The 24,003-nt window shown below is 62.4% G+C and carries 24 protein-coding genes and 1 pseudogene; 15 read left to right on the top strand and 10 right to left on the bottom strand.

Annotation, left to right across the window (positions count from 1 at the left end; translation table 11 throughout):
- Positions 1-209, bottom strand: a pseudogene (locus tag AB4Z53_RS22520) (glycine C-acetyltransferase); the annotation flags it as partial.
- On the opposite strand from AB4Z53_RS22520, the gene AB4Z53_RS22515 reads away from it, so the two are divergent.
- Entirely contained in the window at positions 208-447 is a 240-nt protein-coding gene (locus AB4Z53_RS22515) for a hypothetical protein (RefSeq protein WP_441597760.1), read from the top strand. The pseudogene AB4Z53_RS22520 and the gene AB4Z53_RS22515 sit on opposite strands and share 2 nt — an antisense overlap.
- Here AB4Z53_RS22515 and recQ read toward each other — a convergent pair.
- Positions 422-2,299: a DNA helicase RecQ gene (recQ, locus tag AB4Z53_RS22510; RefSeq protein WP_441597759.1), complete on the bottom strand. Its 1,878-nt coding sequence runs from the start codon at positions 2,297-2,299 to the stop codon at positions 422-424. The genes AB4Z53_RS22515 and recQ overlap by 26 nt on opposite strands.
- 203 nt (positions 2,300-2,502) lie before the next feature.
- Here recQ and AB4Z53_RS22505 point away from each other — a divergent pair, with 203 nt between their 5' ends.
- Positions 2,503-3,342, top strand: coding sequence for a glycosyl transferase (locus tag AB4Z53_RS22505; protein WP_441597758.1), 840 nt, complete (start codon positions 2,503-2,505; stop codon positions 3,340-3,342).
- A gap of 55 nt (positions 3,343-3,397) precedes the next feature.
- Here the strand turns inward: AB4Z53_RS22505 and dnaG are convergent, their stop codons facing one another.
- Positions 3,398-5,410 carry a DNA primase gene (gene dnaG / locus AB4Z53_RS22500; RefSeq protein ID WP_441597757.1) on the bottom strand — a complete coding sequence of 671 codons (2,013 nt, stop codon included), beginning with the start codon at positions 5,408-5,410 and terminating at the stop codon, positions 3,398-3,400.
- 213 nt (positions 5,411-5,623) lie between these two features.
- Between dnaG and AB4Z53_RS22495 the strand changes: the two genes are divergently transcribed.
- A complete protein-coding gene (locus tag AB4Z53_RS22495) occupies positions 5,624-6,529 on the top strand; it encodes a hypothetical protein (RefSeq protein WP_441597756.1) in 906 nt (301 codons plus the stop codon).
- A gap of 7 nt (positions 6,530-6,536) precedes the next feature.
- On the opposite strand, the gene AB4Z53_RS22490 is transcribed toward AB4Z53_RS22495, so the two are convergent.
- A complete protein-coding gene (locus tag AB4Z53_RS22490; RefSeq protein ID WP_113535662.1) occupies positions 6,537-6,986 on the bottom strand; it encodes a GatB/YqeY domain-containing protein in 450 nt (149 codons plus the stop codon).
- Positions 6,987-7,311: 325 nt separating this feature from the next.
- Between AB4Z53_RS22490 and carA the strand changes: the two genes are divergently transcribed.
- Entirely contained in the window at positions 7,312-8,517 is a 1,206-nt protein-coding gene (gene carA / locus AB4Z53_RS22485) for a glutamine-hydrolyzing carbamoyl-phosphate synthase small subunit (RefSeq protein ID WP_113535445.1), read from the top strand.
- Between the two features lie 131 nt (positions 8,518-8,648).
- Here carA and AB4Z53_RS22480 read toward each other — a convergent pair whose 3' ends face one another.
- The gene (locus AB4Z53_RS22480) at positions 8,649-9,539 is read right to left on the bottom strand and encodes a LysR substrate-binding domain-containing protein (protein ID WP_113535446.1); all 891 of its coding nucleotides are present in this window, start codon (positions 9,537-9,539) and stop codon (positions 8,649-8,651) included.
- A 180-nt stretch (positions 9,540-9,719) separates the two neighbouring features.
- Between AB4Z53_RS22480 and AB4Z53_RS22475 the strand changes: the two genes are divergently transcribed.
- Positions 9,720-10,025 (top strand): XRE family transcriptional regulator, encoded by a 306-nt coding sequence (locus tag AB4Z53_RS22475; protein ID WP_291151853.1) that lies wholly within the window; start codon positions 9,720-9,722, stop codon positions 10,023-10,025.
- A 128-nt stretch (positions 10,026-10,153) separates the two neighbouring features.
- Here the strand turns inward: AB4Z53_RS22475 and AB4Z53_RS22470 are convergent, their stop codons facing one another.
- The gene (locus AB4Z53_RS22470) at positions 10,154-11,356 is read right to left on the bottom strand and encodes a pyridoxal phosphate-dependent aminotransferase (protein ID WP_223725089.1); all 1,203 of its coding nucleotides are present in this window, start codon (positions 11,354-11,356) and stop codon (positions 10,154-10,156) included.
- A gap of 462 nt (positions 11,357-11,818) precedes the next feature.
- On the opposite strand from AB4Z53_RS22470, the gene AB4Z53_RS22465 reads away from it, so the two are divergent.
- From AB4Z53_RS22465 to AB4Z53_RS22455, 3 genes are all read left to right on the top strand, one after another.
- Positions 11,819-14,173 (top strand): marine proteobacterial sortase target protein, encoded by a 2,355-nt coding sequence (locus AB4Z53_RS22465; protein ID WP_441597755.1) that lies wholly within the window; start codon positions 11,819-11,821, stop codon positions 14,171-14,173.
- Positions 14,145-14,831: a class GN sortase gene (locus tag AB4Z53_RS22460; protein ID WP_441597754.1), complete on the top strand. Its 687-nt coding sequence runs from the start codon at positions 14,145-14,147 to the stop codon at positions 14,829-14,831. The genes AB4Z53_RS22465 and AB4Z53_RS22460 overlap by 29 nt, the downstream gene beginning before the upstream one ends.
- An 83-nt stretch (positions 14,832-14,914) precedes the next feature.
- Entirely contained in the window at positions 14,915-16,105 is a 1,191-nt protein-coding gene (locus AB4Z53_RS22455; RefSeq protein WP_441597753.1) for a PQQ-dependent sugar dehydrogenase, read from the top strand.
- A gap of 19 nt (positions 16,106-16,124) precedes the next feature.
- Here AB4Z53_RS22455 and AB4Z53_RS22450 read toward each other — a convergent pair whose 3' ends face one another.
- The gene (locus AB4Z53_RS22450; RefSeq protein ID WP_441597752.1) at positions 16,125-16,556 is read right to left on the bottom strand and encodes a hypothetical protein; all 432 of its coding nucleotides are present in this window, start codon (positions 16,554-16,556) and stop codon (positions 16,125-16,127) included.
- A gap of 89 nt (positions 16,557-16,645) precedes the next feature.
- Between AB4Z53_RS22450 and AB4Z53_RS22445 the strand changes: the two genes are divergently transcribed.
- The 3 genes from AB4Z53_RS22445 to AB4Z53_RS22435 all read left to right on the top strand — a co-directional run bounded on the left by AB4Z53_RS22445 (position 16,646) and on the right by AB4Z53_RS22435 (position 19,052).
- Positions 16,646-17,542 (top strand): DMT family transporter, encoded by an 897-nt coding sequence (locus tag AB4Z53_RS22445; RefSeq protein WP_441597751.1) that lies wholly within the window; start codon positions 16,646-16,648, stop codon positions 17,540-17,542.
- A gap of 701 nt (positions 17,543-18,243) precedes the next feature.
- Positions 18,244-18,459: a cold-shock protein gene (locus AB4Z53_RS22440; protein WP_057253168.1), complete on the top strand. Its 216-nt coding sequence runs from the start codon at positions 18,244-18,246 to the stop codon at positions 18,457-18,459.
- Between the two features lie 146 nt (positions 18,460-18,605).
- Complete coding sequence (locus AB4Z53_RS22435; RefSeq protein WP_113535663.1) at positions 18,606-19,052, top strand: BA14K family protein; 447 nt, start codon at positions 18,606-18,608, stop codon at positions 19,050-19,052.
- A gap of 91 nt (positions 19,053-19,143) precedes the next feature.
- Here the strand turns inward: AB4Z53_RS22435 and AB4Z53_RS22430 are convergent, their stop codons facing one another.
- Positions 19,144-19,785 (bottom strand): MBL fold metallo-hydrolase, encoded by a 642-nt coding sequence (locus tag AB4Z53_RS22430; RefSeq protein ID WP_057253164.1) that lies wholly within the window; start codon positions 19,783-19,785, stop codon positions 19,144-19,146.
- Between the two features lie 167 nt (positions 19,786-19,952).
- Complete coding sequence (locus AB4Z53_RS22425; protein ID WP_113535454.1) at positions 19,953-20,132, bottom strand: hypothetical protein; 180 nt, start codon at positions 20,130-20,132, stop codon at positions 19,953-19,955.
- A 150-nt stretch (positions 20,133-20,282) separates the two neighbouring features.
- Between AB4Z53_RS22425 and AB4Z53_RS22420 the strand changes: the two genes are divergently transcribed.
- Complete coding sequence (locus AB4Z53_RS22420) at positions 20,283-20,906, top strand: DUF1236 domain-containing protein (RefSeq protein ID WP_441597750.1); 624 nt, start codon at positions 20,283-20,285, stop codon at positions 20,904-20,906.
- Between the two features lie 325 nt (positions 20,907-21,231).
- Positions 21,232-21,498: a hypothetical protein gene (locus AB4Z53_RS22415; protein ID WP_113535456.1), complete on the top strand. Its 267-nt coding sequence runs from the start codon at positions 21,232-21,234 to the stop codon at positions 21,496-21,498.
- An 81-nt stretch (positions 21,499-21,579) separates the two neighbouring features.
- Here AB4Z53_RS22415 and AB4Z53_RS22410 read toward each other — a convergent pair whose 3' ends face one another.
- Positions 21,580-22,470 carry a branched-chain amino acid aminotransferase gene (locus AB4Z53_RS22410; RefSeq protein WP_223725097.1) on the bottom strand — a complete coding sequence of 297 codons (891 nt, stop codon included), beginning with the start codon at positions 22,468-22,470 and terminating at the stop codon, positions 21,580-21,582.
- Positions 22,471-22,739: 269 nt separating this feature from the next.
- Here AB4Z53_RS22410 and AB4Z53_RS22405 point away from each other — a divergent pair, with 269 nt between their 5' ends.
- Together AB4Z53_RS22405 and AB4Z53_RS22400 are read left to right on the top strand one after the other, a co-directional pair.
- Entirely contained in the window at positions 22,740-23,216 is a 477-nt protein-coding gene (locus AB4Z53_RS22405) for a MarR family winged helix-turn-helix transcriptional regulator (RefSeq protein WP_113535458.1), read from the top strand.
- Between the two features lie 55 nt (positions 23,217-23,271).
- Complete coding sequence (locus tag AB4Z53_RS22400) at positions 23,272-23,973, top strand: response regulator (RefSeq protein WP_441597749.1); 702 nt, start codon at positions 23,272-23,274, stop codon at positions 23,971-23,973.
- Positions 23,974-24,003: the final 30 nt, after the last annotated feature.

Raw genomic sequence — 24,003 nt, 5'->3', positions numbered from 1 at the left:
TCGAGCGCCTGTTTGCCGGCCTCGGCAAGCTCTTCACTATCGGCAAGGCCGAGATAGTTGTTGGCGCAGAAGTTGAGCACGCGCTCGCCCGAGGCGACCTTAATCTCACCCGCCTGCTTCGAGGTGATCACACGCTCCGACTTGTACAACCCGGCCTTCTTCAGGCCATCGAGCTCTAAACGGAGATGGGACAGAAAGGCTGAAGTCATGGCGCCCTCACTTGAAGAAAACATCGCGTGGCTGACGAGTATCATGACGGCTTTTGACTTGCAGCAAAATCCGGCGCGCTGCGGCATGGAGCGTGAAAACGACAGGCCATTTCACTACGAGATGGCGTGGCAGACATATTGTGTCGCGCCGGATATGCTGACGGACATTTTCCGTCTGGCTTCGAACGTGCCGGCCGCCGGCGCGAACGTCTTCACCCGTCCAGATACCCGTCAATGACAGCAAGAAATGCCTCGCCGTAACGTTCGCGCTTGCTTTCGCCGATGCCGGGAATATCGAGCAGTTCGTCGAAGCCGCGTGGGCGTTCCTTGGCGAGTGCAATCAGCGTTGCGTCGGGGAAGACGACATAGGGTGGGACGTTCAGGTCCTTGGCGATCGTAAAGCGCTCGGCGCGCAGCAGTTCGAACAGCTCGAGATCCGAACCCGCAAGATCCGCGCGCTCGCGCTGCGAGCCCGACTTGGCACCGCGGGCGGCCTTGCCCGACGTCGGCCTGTCCTTGCGGAAGAACACCTGGCGTTCGTGCTTGAACACGGCGCGGGCCTCCGGTTCGAGCTTTATCGCCCCGAAGGCCGTATGATCGACACTGATCAGTCCTGCCGCCAGCAGCTGCCGGAAGACCGACTGCCAGGTGYGGGCCGGCAGATTCTTGCCGGCACCGAAGACCGGCATGTCGACATGCCCGAAGCGCTCGGTCTTTTCGTTGACCGTGCCCATGAGCACATCGACCACATGGCCGGTGCCAAAGCGCTCACCGGTGCGATAGACGGCCGCCAGCGCCTTGATCGCCGCCTCCGTGCCATCCCAGGTCTCGACCGGCTTCAGGCAGGTGTCGCAATGGCCGCAGCGGCCGGGATGGGCCTCGCCGAAATGCGCGAGGATCGCCTGGCGGCGGCAGCCCGCGGTCTCGCAGATCGCAAGCAGCGCGTTGAGCTTGCCGCGCTCGATACGCTTGATGTCATCCGCCGCCCCACCCTCGTCGATCATCCGGCGGCGCTGCAGCACATCAGCCATGCCATAGGCCATCCAGACCTCCGACGGCTGGCCGTCGCGGCCGGCGCGACCGGTTTCCTGATAATAGGCCTCAACCGAGCCCGGCAGATCGAGATGAGCGACATAGCGTACGTCGGGCTTGTCGATGCCCATGCCGAAGGCGACGGTTGCAACCAGGCAAAGGCTCTCCTCTTTCAGGAATGCATCCTGATGCTTGTCGCGCAGCGCCCGATCCATGCCGGCGTGATAGGGCAGCGCCCGGATGCCCTGGGCGTTCAGCCACTCGGCCGTATCCTCGACCTTGGCGCGCGACAGACAATAGACGATGCCTGACGACCCCTTGAAGCGCGAAAGAAAGCGCAGCAGTTGCTGGCGTGGCTGGTCGCGCTCGACGATTTCATAGGCGATGTTCGGGCGGTCGAAGCTGGTGGTGAAGACCTTGGCATTGGTCAGCGCCAGTCGCTCGACGATATCGTCGCGGGTATGCGGATCGGCGGTCGCCGTCAGCGCGATGCGCGGCACGCCCGGATAGCGCTCCGCCAGAAGCCCGAGCGCGCGGTACTCCGGACGGAAGTCATGGCCCCATTGCGAAACGCAGTGCGCCTCGTCGATGGCAAAAAGCGCGATGCGGGCATCGCCGAGCAGATCCGCGAAACCGTCGGTGACGATGCGCTCCGGCGTCACGTAGAGAAGGTCGAGCGTGCCGTCATGGACCTGCCGCCGCACGGCGATTGCTTCCTCGCGGGTCAGCGACGAGTTGAGGGCCGCCGCGTTGACGCCGAGCTGCTTCAACGCCTCCACCTGGTCGCGCATCAGCGCAATCAGAGGCGAGACGACCACACCGAGCCCGGGACGGCAGAGCGCCGGGATCTGGAAACAGAGCGATTTTCCAGCACCGGTCGGGAAGAGGACAACGGCATCGCCGCCACCGGTCACATGCTCGACCACTGCCTGCTGCTTGCCGCGAAAGGCGGAATAGCCATAGACGCGCTTCAGCACATCGAGCGGCGCCGGGCCGGCGTCGTCGAACAGATGGCTGGCAGCGCTTGCGGCGCGCTTCGCCCTTTCGACAAACTCCATCACGTCTCCTTCACGGGAATCACTGCCTGCAATCATCGCAAGATGCGGCCGCAATGCCATAGTCGTCAGGGCAAATGAAGAGAAAGCAGCGATTATCCCGCGCGATCGGCAGGCTTTTCAACGTGGGGGATTGAGCCTTTTGCCAGCTTGACCTTGATGACGCACCAGTACTTTAGTGGCTCCCAAAAAATCGGGAAGTCATCATGGCGAACATTCTAGCGGCGAGCGGCGGCGTCAAGCAGATCATCTGTATCAATTGGGGTACGAAGTACGGCGCTCCGTTCATCAACCGGCTTTATGCCATGGTGGCACGCAACATCACCCCGCCCTTCACCTTCACCTGCTTCAACGACAATTTCGAAGGGCTGCGTCCGGAAATTCTCTGCGAGGACCTGCCGCCGCTCAACATCGCGGACATGCCAACGAACACGCCCGGGATCTGGCAGAAGTCGCGGCTGTGGGGGCCCAAGCTCGGCAACCTCAAGGGTCCGGTGCTGTTTCTCGATCTCGACATCGTCATCGTCGGATCGCTCGATTCTTTCTTCGAGGTCGGCGAACCTGACGACGTGATCCTCGCCAGGAACCAGACAACCCCGTTCGAGCGTCTCGGCCAGACCTCGCTGTTCCGCTTTCCGGTGGGCAAGCTCGTGCCCCTGCAGCAGAAGTTTGCTGCCAATCCTCAGGGGATTGCCGATGAATATCGCTTCGAGCAACGTTTCGTCACGCGCAATGCGCCCGGCGGCGTGAAGCTTTTCCCAAGACGCTGGGTCCTGCACTTCCGGCAGGACTGTCATTGGACCTTCCCGCTCAACTATTTCTTCGAGCCGCGCCTGCCGGCCGATGCGCGCGTGGTGCTCTTCCCGCGCAGCCTGCTGCCGCAGCATGCGATCGACGGGCAATACGGCTATCGTGGCCGGGTGGACACGCCGCTTGGCCACATTCGCCGCCTGTTCAACGGCGACCGTCGTGAAAAGAACCCGCTCCGCTACCTGCGCCACTACATCCGTCCCGCTCCGTGGGTGGCCGAACATTGGCGCGAATAGTCGGCGTTCGGTTAAGATCGGGTGGGATTTCAGCGTGGCAGCGTAAGTTTTTGAACTAGCGCGCTGCCGGCCCCTTCACGCGGCCGGAAAGCACGCCGAAACCTTCGATGATCGCTTCCTGGTTCTCAAGCCGCGTCACTTCGAGCTGCACTTCCTGAAGCGTGCGCAGCAGTTGCGGCACCGCCTCGAGGTCGCCTTCCTCGGTCGCGTGCGCCAGTTCACGTTCGAGTTCGCGCCGCTGCCAATGCAGCGCCTTGGAGCGCTGGTGCAGGGCCAGCGCCTGCAGATAGCCTTCGCGGGCATCCTCGGGCGCCGCCACCGTCGTCGCGGTCCAAAGTCGCGCGTAGCGGATCTGCTGGTCGATCGCGCCGATCAAGGCACCGAAACCTTCGGCATGCAGTTGCTCGACCAGACCTTCGCGCGTCAGGCGCGGCCCCTGCGCGGCGGCGGTATTCAACACCGCCGCCCAGCAGCGTTGCAGGTCGCGATGATCGAACTCGATCGTCGAGATCTCATCGTATTCGTCGAACAGCAGCTGCGGATGATTGACGATGGTGAGCGCCAACACGCTTTCGCGCAACAACGGCGCGGTCTGCTGCCCGCTGACGAGCGAAGACCGCGCCAGCCGATCGGATATCGCGGTCGGTCCTGCCGCATTCGGCCCTCTCGGCCCGCCGGCACCGCGGGGACCGTTGCCGGGCCTGCCGCCGCGCTCGAACGGACGCCGCTCTCCCCGCCCCGATCCTGACGATTGCAGGAAGGCGTTCAGCCGGTCGCGCATGTCCTGGCCGTAGTGGCGGCGCACGCTCTCGTCGGAGATGACGACCGTGACCTGTTTCAACTTCGCCTCAAGCTCGGCGCGCTTTTCCGGCGTGTCGAACGACCCACCCTGGATTTCGCGCTGCCAGACCATGTCGGCAAGCGACCGCGCATTGGCGAGCACCTTGTCGAAGGGTGCGCGTCCTTCGTGGCGCACCAGGTCGTCCGGGTCCTTGCCGTCAGGCAGCATGGCGAAACGGACCGAGCGGCCGGGCTTGAGGTGCGGCAGCGCCAGGTCGACGCCGCGGTTGGCGGCGCGGATGCCGGCGCCATCGCCATCGAAGCAGAGCACCGGCTGCGAAGTCATCTTCCAGAGAAGGTCGAGCTGGTTCTCGGTCAATGCCGTGCCGAGCGGCGCGACCGCATTTTCGACGCCCGCCTGATGCAGCGCGATCACGTCCATGTAGCCTTCGACGGCGATGATGGTTCCCGCGGCATCGTCCGGTCCGGCGTCGGCCAGACGGGACGCACCTTGCGCCGCACGGCGGGCACGGGCGAAATTGTAGAGCACGTTGCCCTTGTGGAAGAGCTCGGTCTCGTTGGAGTTCAGATACTTCGCCGGTGCATCCGGCGACATGGCGCGGCCGCCGAAGGCGATGACCTTCTCGCGTGACGACAGGATCGGGAACATGATGCGATCGCGAAAACGGTCGTAGGAAACAGGCACGTCCGGACCGTGGACGACGAGGCCGCAGGCCTCGATCTGCTCCTTGCCGATGCCCTTGCCGGCCAGGAATTCTTTCAGCGCATTGCGGCTGTCGGGCGCAAAGCCCAGGCGGAAGGTTTCGATCGTCCGGCCCGTCAGGCCGCGCTCGCGCAGATAGGCGCGCGCCTTGGCGCCGCCCGCGGTCTGAAGCTGATCCTCGAAAAATGCGGTCGCCAACTCCATGACGTCGAGAAGGCTGGTGCGCTCCTTTTCCCGCCGTTCGGCTTGCGGATCAGGCTGCGGCATTGCAACGCCCGCCATATCAGCGATCTGCTGCACGGCTTCCGGGAAGCTCAGGCCCTCGAGGTCCGTGAGAAAACGAAAATGGTCACCGGAGACGCCACAGCCGAAACAATGGTAGCGGCCCTTGCGATCCTCGCAGTGGAAGCTCGGCGATTTTTCCCCATGGAAGGGGCAGCAGGCCCAATAGTCACCGCGCGAAACATTGGTCTTGCGCCGATCCCAGGAGACGCGCTTGGCGATCACGTCCGAAATCGGCACGCGATCGCGTATCTCGTCGAGAAAGGATGGTGAAAAGCGCATGAAAACCTCTGGTCGATCCTCCATATAGGCGGCAAGTCCGCGGGACGCCACAAGAGTGATCCGGCTTGCCCGTAATTCACAGGACGGAAACGGGAATTACGCTCGCAACCACAACCCAAGGGAGCAACAACGGGCTTCCAAAGACCAAAAGTAGCGCTTGACTCGCCGAAGGTGAACAGCGTCAATTCGGTGTCCCGAATTGGAACACCCATCATGGCCATTGCTGTCGAAGCACTCGCGTCCAGTCCTGTCTTCTTCAGCGCCGTCCTGGATTACGCCCGCGGCATGGTCTCCATGTATGGGGACAACCCGCGGCTCGCTTCGATCTTCGCTTCGCAGCAGCGCTGGCTGATGGCCCAATCCGGTCTCGCCCTCCATCACGACCGCGATCCCGAAGATCTGTTTAGCGGCCTCTATAGCGGGCGTTTCATCAACTATGCCGTCGCCAACGATATCGCCAGCCGCAACACCGCGGCCTCGTTCGTGCAGGAGATGATCGCCTATCGCTTCGCGCAATACACGGTGTCACCACCCACCAAGCGCAATCGGCCGATCGAGCCCACGGACGCTGCGCTTGATTATGTCTGGAAATGGATGCTGGCGCACCTTGCCATTCTCGACGTGCTTGATGGCCGGTCGCGCGTGGCGACGCTGACGCAGGACCCGACCCAGTTTGGCCGGCTGCAGGCGGCAGTCGCTCATGCCCTTGTCGGAAACGACAAGGTTCGCCGTCCCGGACCGACCTTCGATCTCTTCACCTGGGTCAATTCCGGCGGCGTGGTGATGGACGATCTGTTCTCCCGCATCGGCACCTTCGACCCCGAGGCCGAGCGACTGGCGATCGGTTCCGTTTCGCCCAGTGACCTCAGCGAACGCTTCATGATTTCGAAGACGCATCTCAAGCGGATCTTCGACAAGGCGGCCCTGCTCGGCAGCATGGGCTGGGAGCGAACACCCGGACGCGGTGGCGTCTGGCTTTCGAAGGCTTTCATCCGGGAATATTGGGACTATCAGGCGGAGAAGTTCGCGCAGATCGATCGGGCGTTCGAAGACAAGATATTCGCAGACGCCGAAGAGGCGACGCCCGTCACCTATGGACGGGCGTGCGCCGGTATTTGATCCGCCCTTACTTGAGCAGGTCCTTCACGAGACCGGACGCCTTGGCGAAGTCCATCTGGCCCGGGTAGCGCTCCTTGAGCACGTTCATGCACTTGCCCATGTCGCGCAGGCCGTGGGCGCCGGTTTCCTGGATCACCGAGGCGCAGAGTTCGCGCACCTTCTCTTCCGGAAGCTGTGCCGGAAGGAAGTGGTTGATGATCACGATTTCCTGGCGCTCCTGCTCGGCAAGCTCCGGCCGGCCACCCTCGTCGTAGATGCGGGCCGACTCCTCGCGCTGCTTGATCATCTTGGCGAGGATCTGCAGGATGTCGTCATCGCTGACCGGGTCCTTGCCCTGGCCGCGATTGGCAATGTCCCGGTCCTTGATCGCCGCCTGGATCAGCCGCACGGTCGAGGTACGCCGCGTATCCTTGGCTTTCAGGGCTTCCTTCAGTGCGTCAGCGAACTGGTCGCGCATGTCCATACTCCATGTCGAAACCGGCCCGCGGTGCTCTGCCCGGAACCGGTTCGAAACCATCATTGTTGTCGTCGTCTTAAACCAGTGTGACAGGTGCAATCAAACGGAATACGCAACCGCTTGAATTATAAGGAATTTTATTTCCAGACAATTCACAGCGGCCGGTTGACCCGGAGAAGCGCTTTGGCTATTTTCCCGCACCTGCACGACATCGGCATGAGAGCACTTTCCGCGGGGATTCCGCGCGTCCATGCCTGAGCACATGAAATGGCGATCGATTGCCGGGCTTTCAAGCCCCGCCTCGCGCCGCAACGGGATAGGAACGATGACCGCGACACCCGCATGGACCACTGAAAAACCAACCGCACTGCTCGTTCTGGCCGACGGCACCGTGATCGAAGGCAAGGGCATCGGCGCGACCGGCAAGGTGCAGGCGGAAGTCTGCTTCAACACGGCACTGACGGGCTACCAGGAAATCCTGACGGACCCCTCCTATCTCGGCCAGATCGTCACCTTCACCTTCCCGCACATCGGCAACATCGGCGCCAATGACGAAGACATCGAAGACCTGACGCCGGCAGCACGCCACGGCGCGGTCGGCGTCATCTTCAAGGCCGACATCACCGAACCGTCGAACTACCGCGCCGCCAAGCACCTCGACGCCTGGCTGAAGGCCCGCGGCATCATCGGCCTCTGCGGCATCGACACCCGCGCGCTTACCGCCTGGATCCGCGAGAACGGCATGCCGAACGCCGTCATCGCCCACGATCCCTCGGGCGTCTTCGATATCGATACCTTGAAGGCGGAAGCCAAGGCCTGGAGCGGGCTTGAAGGCCTCGACCTCGCCAAGGTCGCAACCTCGGGCCAGTCCTCGCGCTGGAACGAGAAGCCCTGGGTCTGGAACGAGGGCTTCTCGACGCTCGGCGAAACCGATGCGGCCTACCACATCGTCGCGCTTGACTACGGCGTGAAGCGCAACATCCTGCGGCTTTTCGCCGGTCTCAACGCCCGCGTCACCGTCATGCCTGCCTCGACCAGCGCCGACGAAGTGCTGGCGCAGAAGCCGGACGGCATCTTCCTTTCCAACGGCCCGGGCGACCCGGCGGCAACCGGCAAGTATGCCGTGCCCGTCATCCAGAACCTGTTGAAGACCGACATCCCCGTCTTCGGTATCTGCCTCGGCCACCAGATGCTGGCGCTCGCGCTCGGCGGCAAGACCGAGAAGATGCATCAGGGCCACCACGGCGCCAACCACCCGGTCAAGGACCACACCACCGGCAAGGTCGAGATCGTCTCGATGAACCACGGCTTCGCGGTGGATTCGAAGTCTCTGCCCGATGGCGTTGAAGAGACTCACATTTCGCTCTTCGACGGCACGAACTGCGGCCTGCGCGTCGCCGGCAAGCCGGTCTTCTCGGTCCAGCACCACCCGGAAGCCTCCCCCGGCCCGCAAGACAGCCACTACCTCTTCCGCCGCTTCATGAACCTCGTGCGCGAGAAGAAGGGCGAACCGGCATTGGCCGAGCGCTAAGCCCAACAAACAATCAAATGAAATGGCCCGCCTCGTGCGGGCCATTTCATCTGCAGATCTCACGTAGCGGACCCCGCAGGAAATGGCCGCAGGCAAGCGCGCAAGAAGGGATCTCCAACAGGCTGTCGCCGTCAGCCCTCGCCCAGGCGCTCGGCAATGAAATCGACGACGGCCCGGACCGAAGGGAGCTGGCCACGCCGATGCGGCATCAGAAGGGTTGTCGTGACAAGCCCCGCCTGCCAGCCGGGCAACACCCGTACGAGGCTGCCATTGTCGATCTCGGCGCCGCAGAGCTTGCGCGGCAGCGCCGTAATTCCGAGGCCGGAAAGCGCCGCCTCGAGAAGCACCTGGGATTCGTCCGCGACGAAGCGCGCCTCGGGCTTGACCGAGATAGCCGCGTCATCCCCGTTGCGGAGCGTCCAGCCATCGCTGGTCAGCGACGTGAGCAGCCCATCGTGGTCATCGAGGTCACCTGGCTCAATCGGCGCGCCGCGTCGCGCAAGATAACCGGGCGCGGCAACCAGCCAGATCACCTGCGAGGCGACCCGCCGCTGGACGAGACCGGAATCGGGCAAGGGCGCGAAATGATCGCGCACGGCGATATCGAAGCCCTCCTGGACCAGATCGACGAAGCGGTCGGTCGCGTGCAGCGCCACCCGCATCTTGGGATAGGTGAGCGCCAACTGCGGCAGCAACCCGGCAAGCGTCATCTGCGCCGTCGGCACCGAGGCAGTGATGCGCACGGTGCCGCTTGGTTCGGCGAGCCTGCCCATGACCACGGCCTCGGCCGCTTCCGCCTCGATCAGCATCGCGGCCGCATGCCGATAGAAATCCTCGCCGATCTCGGTCACCGTGAAGCGCCGGGATGTGCGGTTGATGAGCCGGACGCCGAGCGTCTTCTCCAGTTCCGCCACGCGTTTGCTGAGCGTCGACTTCGGCACGTTGAGGACGCGTGCCGCCGGAGCAAAACCCTTGTGGTCGACCACATGGGCGAAGATGATGAAATCGTTGAGATTGCGCATTGAGGAGGCTCAGTGGCTGCATTTGTGGACGACGGGTCCACGCATCCCACTTTTTCGGCAAGGCGTCCATCCTTGCAGACTTCGCTCCAGAGCGAACACCAAGCGCGAAAATCGTGAAGATGCGTTACGGTTGCCCCGTCGCCGGCCTTCGCGCATCCTCCACTGCAACGGGAGATGACGATGATTACAGGTCCACAGTGCCGCGCCGCCCGGGCGCTGATCGAAATCTCGCGCGAGATGCTCTCGAGCTTTTCGGGCGTTGACGAGGATACGATCCTCAAATTTGAGCGCAAGCTGGAAACACCCGCCGACGAGGTGATCCTGTCGCTGAAGCACGCGCTGGAAAATGCCGGTGCGGTGTTTCTGCCGGAGGGCGAGCGCGGCATCGGCGTGCGGCTGAAGTTCACCCGTTCGGAGGCACGCCGCCTCTCCATCCTCGAAAGCGAGGGTGGCGTCGTCGGCGACGACGAGGTTCCCGGCGCCTGAGGTTCGAGTCTGATTTCAACGCCTTAGCCGGCTGATTTGAATCAGGTTCGCTGCCCGTTGAATCGCTTTGCGAACGAAAAGCCCGCCGTTTCCGGCGGGCTTTTTTTGTCAGATGCGGTTGCTCGCGCTTACTTGCAGGCGGCGCAGAAGCGCTGGATGCGGCGGCAAGCTTCTTCGAGCTGGGCTTCCGAGGTCGCATAGGAGATGCGGAAGTTCGGGCCGAGGCCGAAGGCCGAGCCGTGCACGACGGCAACGCCTTCGGATTCTAGGAGTTCCGAGACGAAGTCTTCGTCCGTCTCGATCACCTTGCCCGACGGTGCTGTCTTGCCGATCAGGCCGGCGCAGGACGGATAGACGTAGAAGGCACCTTCCGGCGTCGGGCACGAAATGCCCTTGGCCTGGTTCAGCATCGACACGACGAGATCGCGGCGGCCTTCGAAGATCTTCTTGTTCTCGGGGATGAAGTCCTGCGTGCCGTTCAGCGCCTCTACGGCCGCCCACTGGGCGATCGAGGTGGCGCCGGAGGTCTGCTGGCCCTGGATCATGTCCATGGCCTTGATCAGCTGCAGCGGGCCGGCTGCGTAACCGATACGCCAGCCGGTCATGGCATAGGCCTTGGAGACGCCGTTCATGGTCAACGTGCGGTCGTAGAGACCGGGTTCGACTTCGACCGGGGTCGCGAACTTGAAGTCGCCATAGGTCAGGTGCTCGTACATGTCGTCGGTCAGAACCCAGACATGCGGATGCTTCATCAGAACGTCGGTCAGTTCCTTGAGCTCGGCATGCGAATAGGCAGCGCCCGACGGGTTGGACGGCGAGTTGAAAATGAACCACTTGGTCTTCGGCGTGATCGCCTTGTCCAGATCTTCGGCCTTGAGCTTGAAGTTGTTTTCCTGCTTGGTCGAGACGGTGACCGGCGTGCCGCCGCACAGTGCCACCATTTCCGGATAGGAGACCCAGTAGGGTGCCGGGATCACGACTTCATCGCCGGCATTCAGGGTCGCCATGAAGGCGTTGAAAAGAATCTGCTTTCCGCCGGTGCCGACGATCGTCTGGGCGGCGGTGTAGTCGAGGTTGTTCTCGCGCTTGAACTTCTTGGCGATCGCTTCGCGCAGTTCCGGAATGCCTGAAACCGGCGTGTACTTCGTCTCGCCGCGATTGATCGCGTCGATCGCCGCCTTCTTGATATTGTCGGGCGTATCGAAGTCCGGCTCTCCGGCGCCGAGGCCGATCACATCGCGGCCTTTCGCTTTCAGCTCACGGGCTTTCTGCGAAACGGCGATGGTGGCGGAAGGCTTTACACGGGAGAGGGCATCGGCAAGGAAGGCCATGGGTGAAGGTCCTGATCGTTTCGAGACGAGGTGATCGCTACGGAACGGAGAAAACCAGGCTCCATAGCGGTTAGGTCTATGTCGAAAGACGCCCGGTCTTGCAAGCGCCGGAACGGCAAAAACGCCGGAAACGCGGGCAAAAAGCGTCACCATGACAAAGTTTCATGAGTGCGATCAGCGTTGTCGATCGCCAGCCAAGATCTCAAGGCGATGCTCACCTGCAAGCGCAAGGCGACGAAAATGGAAATGTGGCGGCGGTTTGAACGGCCACGAAGCGTATCAGTCCGAAACGGTTCTTGATCGCGATTTATTCAAAAAAATCAGCGCAATTCTACAAAATTGCAAATGCCATAATTTAGCCACGACAACTGTCGCGGAACGCCGCAATTCCGTCCCGCAAGAGCCGGTTTCCGGGCTTTTCCTCCGATGATCCGAACACATTCGCATTACGGGGGTTATGCAATGTTTCTCGACGACGAAATCGCCTCAATGAAAACACGACAGAGCGAGGCGCGCTGGGGCATGTATCTGGCGCTCGCGGCCCTTGCCGCCTGCATCCTGATGTTCATCGGCCTGATGACCCAGGCGGCCGCGGAAACGCCGGACGCCAAGCCCCAGCGGATGGCAGGCTACGTCCGCCCCAACGACGTCGGCACCGGCGCCTTGCTCTTCCCGTCGAAGGAACCGGGCTATTTCGTCGAGGCACCGCGGCTGGCGACGGACGTGACGATCGACGTCAACGGCCCGATCATGCGCACCCGCGTAACCCAGCGCTTCGAGAACCCCAGCAAGGGCTGGGTCGAAGGCACCTACGTCTTCCCCCTGCCCGAGGATTCGGCCGTCGATACGCTGAAGATGCAGATCGGCGACCGCTTCATCGAGGGCCAGATCAAGCCGCGCCAGGCCGCCAAAGAGATTTACGAACAGGCGAAGGCCGAGGGCAAAAAGGCAGCGCTTCTCGAACAGCAGCGCCCGAACATCTTCACCAACCAGGTCGCCAATATCGGCCCTGGCGAAACGGTCGTCGTGCAGATCGAGTATCAGAGCGCGGTCCGTCAATCGAACGGCCTCTATTCCCTCCGCTTCCCGATGGTGGTGGCGCCGCGCTATAATCCGCAGCCGATCGTCCAGACCGTCGATCTCGACAGCCGCACCGGCTATGCCGTCAGCGATCCTGTCCCCGACCGCGAGAAGATCGAAGCCCCGGTCCTCGATCCCAAGGCAAACGCCAGGATCAACCCCGTCACACTGACGGTGAACCTCAAGGCCGGCTTCCCGCTCGGCGAAGTGAAATCCGGCTATCACGACGTCGATATCGCCAATCTCGACGATCTCAGCCGCCGCGTGACGCTGAGGGGCGACAGCGTGCCCGCCGACCGCGACTTCGAGCTCACCTGGAAAGCGATCGAGGGCAAGAGCCCCTATGCCGGGCTTTTCCGCGAGACGGTGAACGGCAAGACCTATCTGCTCTCCTTCGTCACGCCACCGGCCACCGCAAGCAATACCGACGCCAAGCCCGTCAAACGCGAGATCGTCTTCGTCATCGACAATTCGGGCTCCATGGCCGGCCCCTCAATGGAGCAGGCCAAGCAGAGCCTGGCGCTCGCGATTTCCAGGCTGAAGCCTGAAGACCGTTTCAACGTCATCCGCTTTGACGACACCATGTCCGTGCATTTTCCGGAGCTCGCCGAGGCGACACCGGACAAGCGCGAAGAGGCAATTGCCTATGTCCGCGGGTTGACGGCCGATGGCGGTACCGAAATGCTGCCGGCGCTGGAAGCAGCCCTTCGCACGCAAGGACCGGTCCAGTCCGGTGCCCTGCGCCAGGTGGTCTTCCTGACCGACGGCGCGATCGGCAACGAGACGCAGCTTTTCGAAGAGATTGAGAAGAACCGTGGCGACGCCCGCGTCTTTACCGTCGGCATCGGTTCCGCCCCGAACAGCCACTTCATGACGAAGGCCGCCGAATATGGCCGTGGCACCTTCACGCTGATCGGCTCGGAGAGCCAGGTGGCCGAGCGCATGGGCGAGCTTTTCACCAAGCTTGAAAGCCCCGCGATGACCGACATCTCCGCGAGCTTCGACGGCGCGTCGGCAGGCGACATCACCCCGAACCCGATGCCCGACCTCTATCGCGGAGAACCGGTCGTGCTGACGGCCGAACTCGACGGCGCAGCCCCCGAAGGCAAGCTGCAGATCCTCGGCAAGGCCGGCGACCAGCCGTGGCGGGTCGAGATGGACATCGCCAAGGCCTCGACCGGCCAGGGCATCGCCAAGCTCTGGGCGCGCCGCAAGATCGATGATCTCGAGGCAAGCGCCGCTTCGATCGCCGATCCCGCCACGCTCGATCAGCAGATTGAGACCGTCGCACTCGCCCACCACCTCGTCTCCCGCGTCACCAGCCTGGTTGCAGTCGATGCAACGCCGTCACGCCCGGCCGGCGAGCCTCAAGCCGAAATGAGGCTGCCGCTCAACCTTCCGGCTGGCTGGGACTTCGGCAAGGTCTTCGGTGAAGAGCCCGGCGAAGCCACGCCCGGCAAGGTCGACGAACGCAGCGCCGCACTCGAAAGTCGGACCAAGCTTGCCATGGCGACGGCCGATCGCATGCGGGCGGCACCAACCGCGCGGGCGGCAGGCCTGATCGCGGAGGCCAACAACCAGGTCACACTGCCGCAAACGGCCACGGAAGCGGACAAGCAGATCCTGATCGGTCTGATGCTTTTGGCCTTTGCCCTCCTTGCCGGCATGACGTTCGTCTTCTGGCGCGCGCCGATCGCCGCCGTCGTGCTTGCCGGAGTACGCCGTCGTGGCCGCTGACAACGAAAAGCCCGAGCCACGGCCGGGTTTTCTCGCCCGCCTCTCGGCGGTTGAGACGATCGTGCTTGCCGTCATCGCACTCATTGCCCTTGCCGGTCTGATGCTGATCGGCAAGGGCTTCTACATGAAGGCCAAGGCGGAGGTTTCGCAGGTGCTCTTGAAGCGCACCTTCGAGGCCCAGTTGCACGGCAACCCGGACGGGAAGCCCTGGCCCTGGGCCGACTTCCAGACGACGGCCGAAATCACCGCGCCTCGATTGAACCGCTCGGCGATCGTGCTCGAAGGTGCAAGCGGCGAAGCGCTTGCCTTCGGCCCGGCCTGGCTGACGACGACGCCATTGCCCGGTGACGAGGGCACTTCCGTCATCGCCGCCCACCGCGATACGCATTTCCGTTGGCTGAAGGACGTCAACCCCGGTGATCTCCTGGTGCTGACGCGCAAGGATGGCCGACGCTTCCTGTTCCGCGCCGGCGAAAGCCGGGTCGCCCGCTGGGACGAAAGCGGCATCAACGCATCGGCCACCGGCCATCATCTGGCGCTCGCCACCTGCTGGCCCTTCGATGCGGTCGAACAGGGACCGATGCGCTACATCGTCAATGCCGAACTGATTGGCGAACAGCGCCCGGTGCCGCTGACGACCGGCTCGATCTCGAAATAAAGCGCTTTTGATCGGTTGTGACTTGAACGCCTCCGTCGACCGCACCAGCTTGCCTGTTGAACGAGTCGGGTCGGAGAAGCGGAATGCGGCGAACGAATGCAGGAGCATTGGAACGGCTAACGACGCGGGCGCATAAGGCGCCGGCGCTCGCGATGTTTCTCACGCTGGCAACGGCCCTCGCCCCTTGCGCCGCCTCGGCGCAGGAGGCCCGCGATTTCCCAAGCCAGCACGGCCCCTTGCGCGTCGAGACCCTGGCGACCGGCCTTGAACACCCCTGGTCCGTCGAAGCACTTCCGGGTGGCGGCCTGATCATCAGCGAGCGCCCCGGCCGACTGAGGATCCTGCGCGACGGCAAGCTGTCGAACCCGCTGAAGGGCGTGCCCAAGGTTGCCGAGCGCGGCCAGGGCGGCCTGCTCGACATCGCCCTCGACCCCGGCTTTGCCGAGAACAGGACGCTCTACCTGACATTGGCGGCCAGCGGCAAAGGCGGCTACGGCACCGCGGTCGTTCGGGCCAAGCTTGCACGAGACGAGAGCGGCCTCACCGACGTCAGGGAGCTCTTCCGCATGAACAAGTTCACCGGCAAGGGCCAGCATTTCGGCTCGCGTATCGCGATCGCGCCCGACGGCAGCCTGTTTTTCGGCATCGGCGATCGCGGCGAAGGTGACCGGGCGCAGGACCCGCGCGACCATGCCGGAGCGATCCTGCACATCAATGCCGATGGCAGCATTCCCGGATCGAACCCCTATCGCGGCGGCACCGGCGGGTTGGCGGAGATCTGGTCGAAGGGCCACCGCAATCCTCAAGGTATCGCCGTCGATCCCAGGGACGGCACGCTGCTGACGGTCGAGCACGGCGCCCGCGGCGGCGACGAAATCAACAATCCCCAGCCCGGCCACAACTACGGCTGGCCGGTCATCACCTACGGCAAGGACTATTCCGGCGCCGAGATCGGCGAAGGTACGGCGAAGGACGGCCTCGACCAGCCCCTCTTCTACTGGGACCCCTCGATCGCGCCTGGCGCACTTGCCGTCTACCGCGGGAAGATGTTCCCTGAGTGGGACGGCGACCTGCTGGTCGCGGCGCTGAAGTACCAGCTCCTGGCACGGCTCGAACGCGACGACAGCGGCGCCATCGGCAACGAGGAGCGGCTGTTCGATGGCGAATTCGGCCGCATCCGCGACGTTGTCGTCGCGCCGGACGGCGCTTTGCTGATGGTGACGGATGAGGAGGACGGCGCCGTTCTCCGGGTTTCCAAAGGCGCGACGCAGTAACAATTCCGGCCCTCGCCCTTCACGTCAGCCGGTCGCGAAGCTCCCTGCGGAACACGAGTTTCAACCCGGACCAGACGGCATCGACCGCGCAGACCTTCACATCGACGAGGCCAAGCGGCAGGAAGATGTCGCGCAGCACATCTTCCGTCAGTGTCGTCGACACCTTCGACGCCTTCTTCGGCCAGGAAATCCAGAGCATGCCGTCATGCCTGAGCCGGGCCGCCACCTCTGGCGCAAGCCTGGCCAATACGGATCTCTGCGTCTCGAACACATGCACATAGTCGTAGCTGCGCTCGGTTGCCGGGCCGATCGACGTTTCGCTGGTCGAGAAACCGGAAAAGCCGGTGACGTCGCTGAGCCCGGGCGGAACGCCGAGAAGCAACGCCACCTGACCGGTCCTCAAGCCCAGCTTGCGAGCAAGTGGCGTACCGGAATATCCGCTGTCGTTCATCGCCATCTCCGAGCGCCGAGACGCTGACGATGAGCCTTGCCCGCCCAGAACGCAACTGCTAGACGGCGGCCTGTCCGAGGAGAACGAACATGCCCCGCATTCAGGCCAATCTGCTGCTGTTGATATCAGGCGCGATCTGGGGCGCCGGCTTCGTTGCGCAGTCGACGGCCATGGATGCGATCAGCCCCTTGTGGTTCATCACGCTCCGGTTTGCGATCGCGACACTGGTCGCCATGCCCTTCGCCATTCTCGAGACGAAACGTGCGACCGAGCCGCTGCGGCTGAAGACCGTCCGCAATTTCATCTTCATCGGCCTTGCGCTCTTTGCCGGTGCAACGACCCAGCAATTCGGCCTCCTCGACACGAGCGTCACCAATTCCGGCTTCCTCACCGGGCTGTACGTCGTCTTCGTACCGGTGCTGACCGTCGTCTTCCTGCGCCGCAAGCCGCATTGGGTCATCTGGCCGGGCGCGCTGATGGCGCTCTTCGGCATCTTCCTTCTGAGCGGTGGGACGCTCTCGGCCCTGAGCGGCGGCGACTACCTGACGATCCTGTGCGCCCTGTTCTGGGCAGTGCAATTGCTGCTGGTCGGCCTTTTCGCGCCCAGCAGCGGCCGACCGATGTTGCTGTCGATGACGCAGTTCGCCGTTTGCACGGTGCTTGGTTTCCTGTGTGCCGTGACCATGGAGCCGCTGAGCTTTGCCGCGATCGAAGGCGCCCTCTTCGAAATTCTCTATGCCGGCATCTTCTCGAGCGGTCTCGCCTTTATCCTGCAGGTGGTGGGCCAGCGCTATACCACGGCGCCGCAGGCGGCCATCTTCCTGTCGAGCGAGGCGCTTTTTGCCGCGCTCTTCGGCGTCCTGCTGCTCGGCGAGGTCATCACCCCGATCGGCTATGCCGGCTGCGCGATCATCTTCGCCGCGATGCTTGCCGTCGAGATCATTCCCGAACTGACGAAAAGCCGGCGCGTTCAAGCGGCCGCCTGAAACCGGCACTTGCGGGCGCAACCGACTGCGGCACGAACTATATCAGCGACCGCCCCAAACGCCGGACTGGCGCTTTACTTGCTATTGTACCGGGCCATCAGATCGTTGCTTCGGCACGAAACCCCGGGCGGGGTGTCGTCGACCGGTCCAATTCAATACCTTTAGTTTTTCTGCAAGAATCGTAGGCAAGAAACGTTCGACGCGAGAAGCATCAAACATATCAGAGAGTTGCGAATACCGGACGCCGCCTGCATTCATCAGGCCCCGTTGTGGCCGCATCGAAAAACAGCAAAAACCCACTCAATTTTGCGGCATTCATTTTCAAAAAGCTGTGATTTCAACAGCTTGCGATATATCTTGAAAGAAGGGCAACAACCGCGGAATTGACCGATTTTTGAGCAATGACAAGACGCAATACCACGCCTGAAAAGTTTTGCTTGCCAATTCAAAATAAACCCATCAATCTTACTCTGTTCGGGCAATCTGCGAACACGGGAAGATCTTGAAATAAAAGCGGGCCGGAGACGCAAAACTCCGGGCGGCCAGGCCGGGAAGACGCATGAAAATGCAACTTCTCCAATGGCTGGCTGCGGTAACAGGACCCTTTCCTCAAACGTCGAGAACTGCCTGCCAACGCCCATTCGGGCAAAACTGCAATGCTACCCGTCCGTCAAACGGGTGGAGAGAAAAGGACCTGACGCATGGCCGAAACTGGCACTGTAAAATTCTTCAACACCGACAAGGGCTTTGGTTTCATCAAGCCTGACAACGGTGGTGCAGATATCTTCGTACACATTTCCGCAGTCCAGGCTTCCGGCCTGAACGGTCTGACGGAAAATCAGAAGGTGAGCTTCGACACCGAACCGGATCGCCGCGGCAAAGGCCCGAAGGCGGTCAACCTGCAGATCGCCGGCTAACGCCGACTTCTGCTGACAGATTCAAAGTTGAAGCCCGGCAGATTTGCCGGGTTTTTTTTGTTCAGGCTCGGTTCAGGCTGGCAGCATTAACTTCCTCTCATCATGAAATCCGGATTGATCCGGTCCATGCGATAGGATTGAAGCTCATGAACAAGTTCATCAAAGCCGCCGTTCTTTCGGTCGCAGCAGCCGCCATCGTCATCCCGACGTTCGGTGTTGCTGAAGCGGGTGGCGGCCACCACCACAACAATGACGACGCATGGGCAGCTGGTGCAGCGGGCCTCGTCGCCGGCGCGTTGATCGGCGGCGCGATTGCCTCGCAGCCCCGTTACAACAGCGGCTACAGCGACCGCGTCTATGTCGATCCGGAACCGGAATACGATTATTACGAGCCGCGCCCTGTCTACCGCGCCCGCCCCGTCTATCAGGCACGCCCGGTCGTCGTTGACAGCTATGGCGGCGGTTACCGCTCGCTCGAGCCCTGGACGCCCTCCTGGTACCGTTACTGCTCGCAGCGCTACCGCTCGTTCAACCCGGACAACGGCACGTTCCGCGGCTATGATGGCCGCAGCTACTTCTGCACCGCCGGCTGATCAAGCGAGCGTCAGAACAAAAAAAGAAGCGCATGGCTCTCGCGAGCCATGCGCTTTTTGATTCGGGCCGCTGATCGGCCTGCTAAGCGGTTCAGAGCCCGCGCAAATAGGGATTGGTGCGGCGTTCCTCGCCGATCTGGCCGCCGGGGCCATGGCCGCAGATGAAGCCGACAGTGTCACCGAGCGGCAGGATCTTGTCGCGGATCGAATCGAGCAATTGCTGGTGATTGCCGCCCGGCAGGTCGGTGCGGCCGATCGAGCCGTGGAAGAGCACATCGCCGACATGGGCGAAATTCTGCGCCCGATTGAAGTAGACGACATGGCCAGGCGCGTGACCGGGGCAATGCAGGACCTCGAAGACATGATCGCCGAAGGAAACGGTATCGCCCTCTTCGAGCCAGCGATCCGGAATGACGTTCTGGACCTTCATTGCGAGGCCAAAGCGCTCGGCCTGGCTCTCCAGCCTTTCGAGCAACGGCAGGTCGTCCTTGTGTGGGCCGATGATTTCGAGCCCGAGCGCATCCTTCAATTCCTTGGCGCCACCGGCGTGGTCGATGTGGCCATGGGTGATCCAGATCGCCTTCAGCGTGATGCCGTTCTCGCGAACCGTCTGCAGGATGAGATCGACGTCACCACCGGGATCGACGATCACGCCTTCCTTGGTCTCGCTGTCGAACAGCACCGTGCAATTCTGCTCGAAATGGGTAACCGGAATGATGCCCGCCTGTAACATGTGCGCCTGCCTTTTTAGGATCTACCGCGGCCTCCTTCGATCGTCGTCGATCGATAGATAAAACGCCTGCAGCACTTCAAAGTTCTATAACGATCAGCGCGCCCGACAGGACGCGCTGCGCTGTAGTTCTCTCCTATAGCGGCAAATGGCGCCGGTGACAGCGCCAATCAGCGCAGAACGGCGACTTGGGCGGTGGCGGCCTGGCTGGTCGCAGGTTGCGGCACCGGCCATTGCACCGTCGTCATCAGCAGCGCCGAAATGGCCAGTTCAGCGGCAACGACGATCCGCACCACCGGCTTGAGGCTACGGGCGGTGAAATTGTTCTGGTCCGGCTGAATATTCTGCATCTTCGTTCCCTCTCCCGCCGCCTGTTTTCTTTGGCCCACGGGGCGCGGCAGCAGCGGGAGAATGTCACGGCGTCACATTTCGTGACGTTCCCGGGGGAACATCCGCGCGCGCGGAGACGTTTCGCCTTCATCAATAAGAGGAGAAAGATGATGGTGAAGCTTACCCGCCCCCTGTTGCGAGCCGCTGCGGCCGCGGGTTTGGTGTTGACGGTCGGCATGCCGGCCGCCTTTGCAGCCATGACCGCAACGACAGTCACGGACCTCAACATCCGCACGGGTCCGGGCCCCCAATATCCTACAGTCGGCCTGGCGACGCGCGGTAGCACCGCGGTCATCGATGGCTGCATCGAAGGCAGCAAATGGTGCCGGATCGATATCAATGGCGTGCGTGGCTGGGTCTATGCGCAATATCTGACGACCGACTTCGACGGTTCCGCCGTCGTGGTTCAGGAACGTCGGGCCGACCTGGCTATTCCCGCCGTCACCTATGAGGCGCAGCCGAACGATCCTGTGATCGTCAGTAGCGGCGACGAATTGATCGGCCCCGTCGAAGAGGTCGATCCGATCGTGCCGCCGGACAATGTGCGCACCTACATCACGTCCAACCCTGGCGACACCGTCTATCTCGACGGCGAAGTCGTGGTCGGGGCCGAACTTCCGCAGACGGTCGCGGTCCAGCGCGTGCCTGACTATAGCTACGACTATGTCAGCATCAACGGCCAGCCCGTGCTGGTCGAGCCGGCGACGCGACGCATCGTCTACGTTTACCGATAGAACTCGACACTCCGGCGACCCCGAGGTCGCCGGAGCCTGCTGTTTCTGCGATCCTCCACGCCGTCTGGCGCATGCGCGAATCATCCCATTTCATCGGGAAAAGACAGAGAACCGTTCGGTCCCAACACTGCGGCGAACCCTCCTCCCCCGTCCCGCCGGGCTCGGCCTCCGGTTGAAAGCGAACCATTTCAATAGGCTAAGATCCGGCCCTCCGGCTGCCATTTCGTTCAAATTGACAATAAATCAGAATAGGCTTCAACCTATCGGTGCCGGCTCATCGGCTTTTAGTGGCCCGTCCACGACGAGCCACGACACGGAGGGATCAATGGAAGCATTAATGCCTATCATTACCCAATTGATCGCGGGGGCGGCCGGCGGTAACGCGGCCAGCGCAGTGTTGAAGCAGCAAGCATTCAGTGTCGTCGCGCGGACCATCGTCGGCGCAATCGGCGGCCTGGGCGGAGGGTTCCTCATTCAGATGCTCGGTGGCGAAGCAGCCGCAACCGGCCTTGCGATGCAAGCCATCGGCAGCCTCGTTGGCGGCGGCGTGCTCAGCGGCATTGTCGGGCAGTTCCTCGGCAAGGCAGCCTGACCCATCCCACGATCATATCCGTAGCAAGACAAAAGGCGGCCGGAGGCCGCCTTTTCTGCATTCGAAAACTTCCCTATAGAGTCACTCGGCCGCTGCGGCAACCGGATAGACTTCCTTCATGTAGTCGTTCATCAGCGTTTCGCAGATCGTCGCCGGCGTGAAGCGGTAGGGGCCGATTTCCGAAACCGGCGTCACTTCGGCAGCAGAGCCGGTCAGGAAGCATTCGCTGAAGCCGGACAGCTCTTCCGGCATGATCGCCCGCTCAACGACCTCGTAGCCGCGGCGCTTGGCAAGCTCGATGACCGTGCGGCGGGTGATGCCGTCGAGGAAGCAATCCGGAACCGGCGTATGGATGACGCCGTCCTTGACGAAGAAGATGTTGGCGCCCGTCGCTTCGGCCACGCGGCCGCGATAGTCGAGCATCATCGCATCCGCATAGCCCTTGGCTTCCGCCGCGTGCTTGGAGATGGTGCAGATCATGTAGAGACCGGCGGCCTTGGACTTCGAAGGTGCTGTCTGCGGATCCGGGCGGCGATATTCGGCGATATCGAGACGGATACCTTTCAGCTTCTCGGCCGGATTGAAGTAGCTGCCCCACTGCCAGATGGCGATGGCGACGTTGATGCGGTTGTTCTGCGCCGAAACGCCCATGCTTTCGCTGCCACGCCAGGCGATCGGCCGCACATAGGCTTCGGAAAATCCCTGGCGCTTCAGGAGCTCGACGCTCGCAGCATCCAGTTCTTCCACCGAATAGGGAATCTTGAAGCCGAGGATATCGGCCGACTGATGAAGGCGCTGGTTGTGTTCGTTCAGCTTGAAGATACGTCCGCCATAGGCGCGCTCGCCCTCGAAGACCGCGCTCGCATAGTGCAGCCCGTGGGTCAGCACGTGTACCTTGGCGTCCTTCCATGCCACGAACTCGCCGTTGAACCAGATCTCTCCGTCCAACTGATCAAAAGGAACCGCTGCCATGGTGTCATCCTCCGGCGCATGTGCGCCATTCTTAGTTGATTATCGTCCTGCTTTCAGTTTATCGGCAAACTGATTGAGGGAAAATTCAATTTCGTGATTTTGGATTTGCGATCGGAACGGCGCGGCATATCCTTTCAAGGTGTTGCCAACGCCAAATGTCTCGCTTACCGAGCAAGGACGCTAATGGTGCGGTAAAAATATGTCAACAAAGCTGACGTATTTTTCCGAATGTTTCGCAAGTTGCAATCAGGCTGAAAGGAAATGACCGCGTGGCCGGCCAATCCAAAGAGAACACCCGGTATCTCACCGATGCCGCCGCCGATGATGACACGATCGATTTCGAGATCATCGAGCTGCTCTTCTTCGCCTATCGCGACTTCACCTCCGATCCCGACGCCATCCTGGAAAAGAGCGGCTTCGGGCGGGCGCATCACCGGGTCGTCCACTTCGTCGACCGCGAGCCCGGCATGACCGTCGCCAACCTTCTGGACACGCTGAAGATCACCAAGCAGAGCCTTGCCCGCGTGCTCAAGCAATTGATCGACTCAGGCTATATCCGCCAGGAGACCGGCCCTGAAGACCGGCGCCAGCGGATGCTCTATACAACCGAGGAAGGTCAGGCGCTCGCGCGTGCACTGGCCGAGCCACAGTCCCGCCGCATAGCGGATGCATTGGCAAGAACGGGTCCGGGCGCGCGGGAGACGGTCAAACGCTTTCTCGCCGGAATGAAGAATGCCGCAGACTGACACGAGGCCCCACCGCCGGCAGCCGGCGCGGAGCCTGGAACTTGGGAAGCGTGGAATGACGACAAAAACGACTGTCTCGGACGATGCGGCTCACCTTCTGGTCGTTGACGACGACCGACGCATCCGCGACCTCCTTAACCGCTATCTGGTCGACCAGGGATTTCGGGTAACGACCGCGTCGGACGCGGACGAGGCGCGGCGCAAGCTCGTCGGCCTCGATTTCGATCTTCTGATCGTCGACGTGATGATGCCGGGCGAAAGCGGCATCTCGCTGACCCATAGCCTCCGGCAGATCAAGACCGTGCCGATCCTGATGCTGACGGCACTGGCGGAATCCAATTCCCGCATCGAAGGTCTCGAGGCTGGCGCGGATGACTATCTGTCGAAGCCTTTCGAACCGCGCGAACTGGTGCTGCGCATCAACAATATCCTGCGCCGCAACCAGCCCGCCCAGACGCCCAAGGTCGACCAGGTGATCTTCGGTCCCTACACCTTCTCGGTGGTGCGCAAGGAACTCAGGCGCGGCGCCGATCACATTCGCCTCACCGACCGCGAGCAGGAGATCATGACGCTCTTTTCGCAGCGCGCCGGCGAGACCATTCCGCGCCACGAGCTGATCGGCGACGATGCCGAGGTCGGCGAACGCACGATCGACGTGCAGATCAATCGCCTCCGGCGCAAGATCGAGGACGATCCGTCCAATCCCGTCTGGCTACAGACGGTGCGTGGTATCGGCTACCGGTTGAGCGTGGACTGAGATGGCAGCCCTTTCGATGAGCACGGCGTC

This window comes from Ensifer sp. 2TAB8 (assembly GCF_052115125.1).
In the GTDB taxonomy this organism is placed as follows: domain Bacteria; phylum Pseudomonadota; class Alphaproteobacteria; order Rhizobiales; family Rhizobiaceae; genus Ensifer.
The sequence above is the reverse complement of the archived record's forward strand: the minus strand, read 5'-3'. Positions and strand labels throughout refer to the sequence as shown.

What these genes read in the sequence shown, in the direction of transcription:
- AB4Z53_RS22515 (WP_441597760.1), top strand. Translation starts at nt 208, where the DNA reads ATGGCGCCCTCACTTGAAGAAAACATCGCGTGGCTGACGAGTATCATG.
- AB4Z53_RS22505 (WP_441597758.1), top strand. Translation starts at nt 2,503, where the DNA reads ATGGCGAACATTCTAGCGGCGAGCGGCGGCGTCAAGCAGATCATCTGT.
- dnaG (WP_441597757.1), bottom strand. Translation starts at nt 5,410, where the DNA reads ATGCGCTTTTCACCATCCTTTCTCGACGAGATACGCGATCGCGTGCCG.
- AB4Z53_RS22495 (WP_441597756.1), top strand. Translation starts at nt 5,624, where the DNA reads ATGGCCATTGCTGTCGAAGCACTCGCGTCCAGTCCTGTCTTCTTCAGC.
- AB4Z53_RS22490 (WP_113535662.1), bottom strand. Translation starts at nt 6,986, where the DNA reads ATGCGCGACCAGTTCGCTGACGCACTGAAGGAAGCCCTGAAAGCCAAG.
- carA (WP_113535445.1), top strand. Translation starts at nt 7,312, where the DNA reads ATGACCGCGACACCCGCATGGACCACTGAAAAACCAACCGCACTGCTC.
- AB4Z53_RS22480 (WP_113535446.1), bottom strand. Translation starts at nt 9,539, where the DNA reads ATGCGCAATCTCAACGATTTCATCATCTTCGCCCATGTGGTCGACCAC.
- AB4Z53_RS22475 (WP_291151853.1), top strand. Translation starts at nt 9,720, where the DNA reads ATGATTACAGGTCCACAGTGCCGCGCCGCCCGGGCGCTGATCGAAATC.
- AB4Z53_RS22470 (WP_223725089.1), bottom strand. Translation starts at nt 11,356, where the DNA reads ATGGCCTTCCTTGCCGATGCCCTCTCCCGTGTAAAGCCTTCCGCCACC.
- AB4Z53_RS22465 (WP_441597755.1), top strand. Translation starts at nt 11,819, where the DNA reads ATGTTTCTCGACGACGAAATCGCCTCAATGAAAACACGACAGAGCGAG.
- AB4Z53_RS22455 (WP_441597753.1), top strand. Translation starts at nt 14,915, where the DNA reads ATGCGGCGAACGAATGCAGGAGCATTGGAACGGCTAACGACGCGGGCG.
- AB4Z53_RS22450 (WP_441597752.1), bottom strand. Translation starts at nt 16,556, where the DNA reads ATGAACGACAGCGGATATTCCGGTACGCCACTTGCTCGCAAGCTGGGC.
- AB4Z53_RS22445 (WP_441597751.1), top strand. Translation starts at nt 16,646, where the DNA reads ATGCCCCGCATTCAGGCCAATCTGCTGCTGTTGATATCAGGCGCGATC.
- AB4Z53_RS22440 (WP_057253168.1), top strand. Translation starts at nt 18,244, where the DNA reads ATGGCCGAAACTGGCACTGTAAAATTCTTCAACACCGACAAGGGCTTT.
- AB4Z53_RS22435 (WP_113535663.1), top strand. Translation starts at nt 18,606, where the DNA reads ATGAACAAGTTCATCAAAGCCGCCGTTCTTTCGGTCGCAGCAGCCGCC.
- AB4Z53_RS22430 (WP_057253164.1), bottom strand. Translation starts at nt 19,785, where the DNA reads ATGTTACAGGCGGGCATCATTCCGGTTACCCATTTCGAGCAGAATTGC.
- AB4Z53_RS22425 (WP_113535454.1), bottom strand. Translation starts at nt 20,132, where the DNA reads ATGCAGAATATTCAGCCGGACCAGAACAATTTCACCGCCCGTAGCCTC.
- AB4Z53_RS22420 (WP_441597750.1), top strand. Translation starts at nt 20,283, where the DNA reads ATGGTGAAGCTTACCCGCCCCCTGTTGCGAGCCGCTGCGGCCGCGGGT.
- AB4Z53_RS22415 (WP_113535456.1), top strand. Translation starts at nt 21,232, where the DNA reads ATGGAAGCATTAATGCCTATCATTACCCAATTGATCGCGGGGGCGGCC.
- AB4Z53_RS22410 (WP_223725097.1), bottom strand. Translation starts at nt 22,470, where the DNA reads ATGGCAGCGGTTCCTTTTGATCAGTTGGACGGAGAGATCTGGTTCAAC.
- AB4Z53_RS22400 (WP_441597749.1), top strand. Translation starts at nt 23,272, where the DNA reads ATGACGACAAAAACGACTGTCTCGGACGATGCGGCTCACCTTCTGGTC.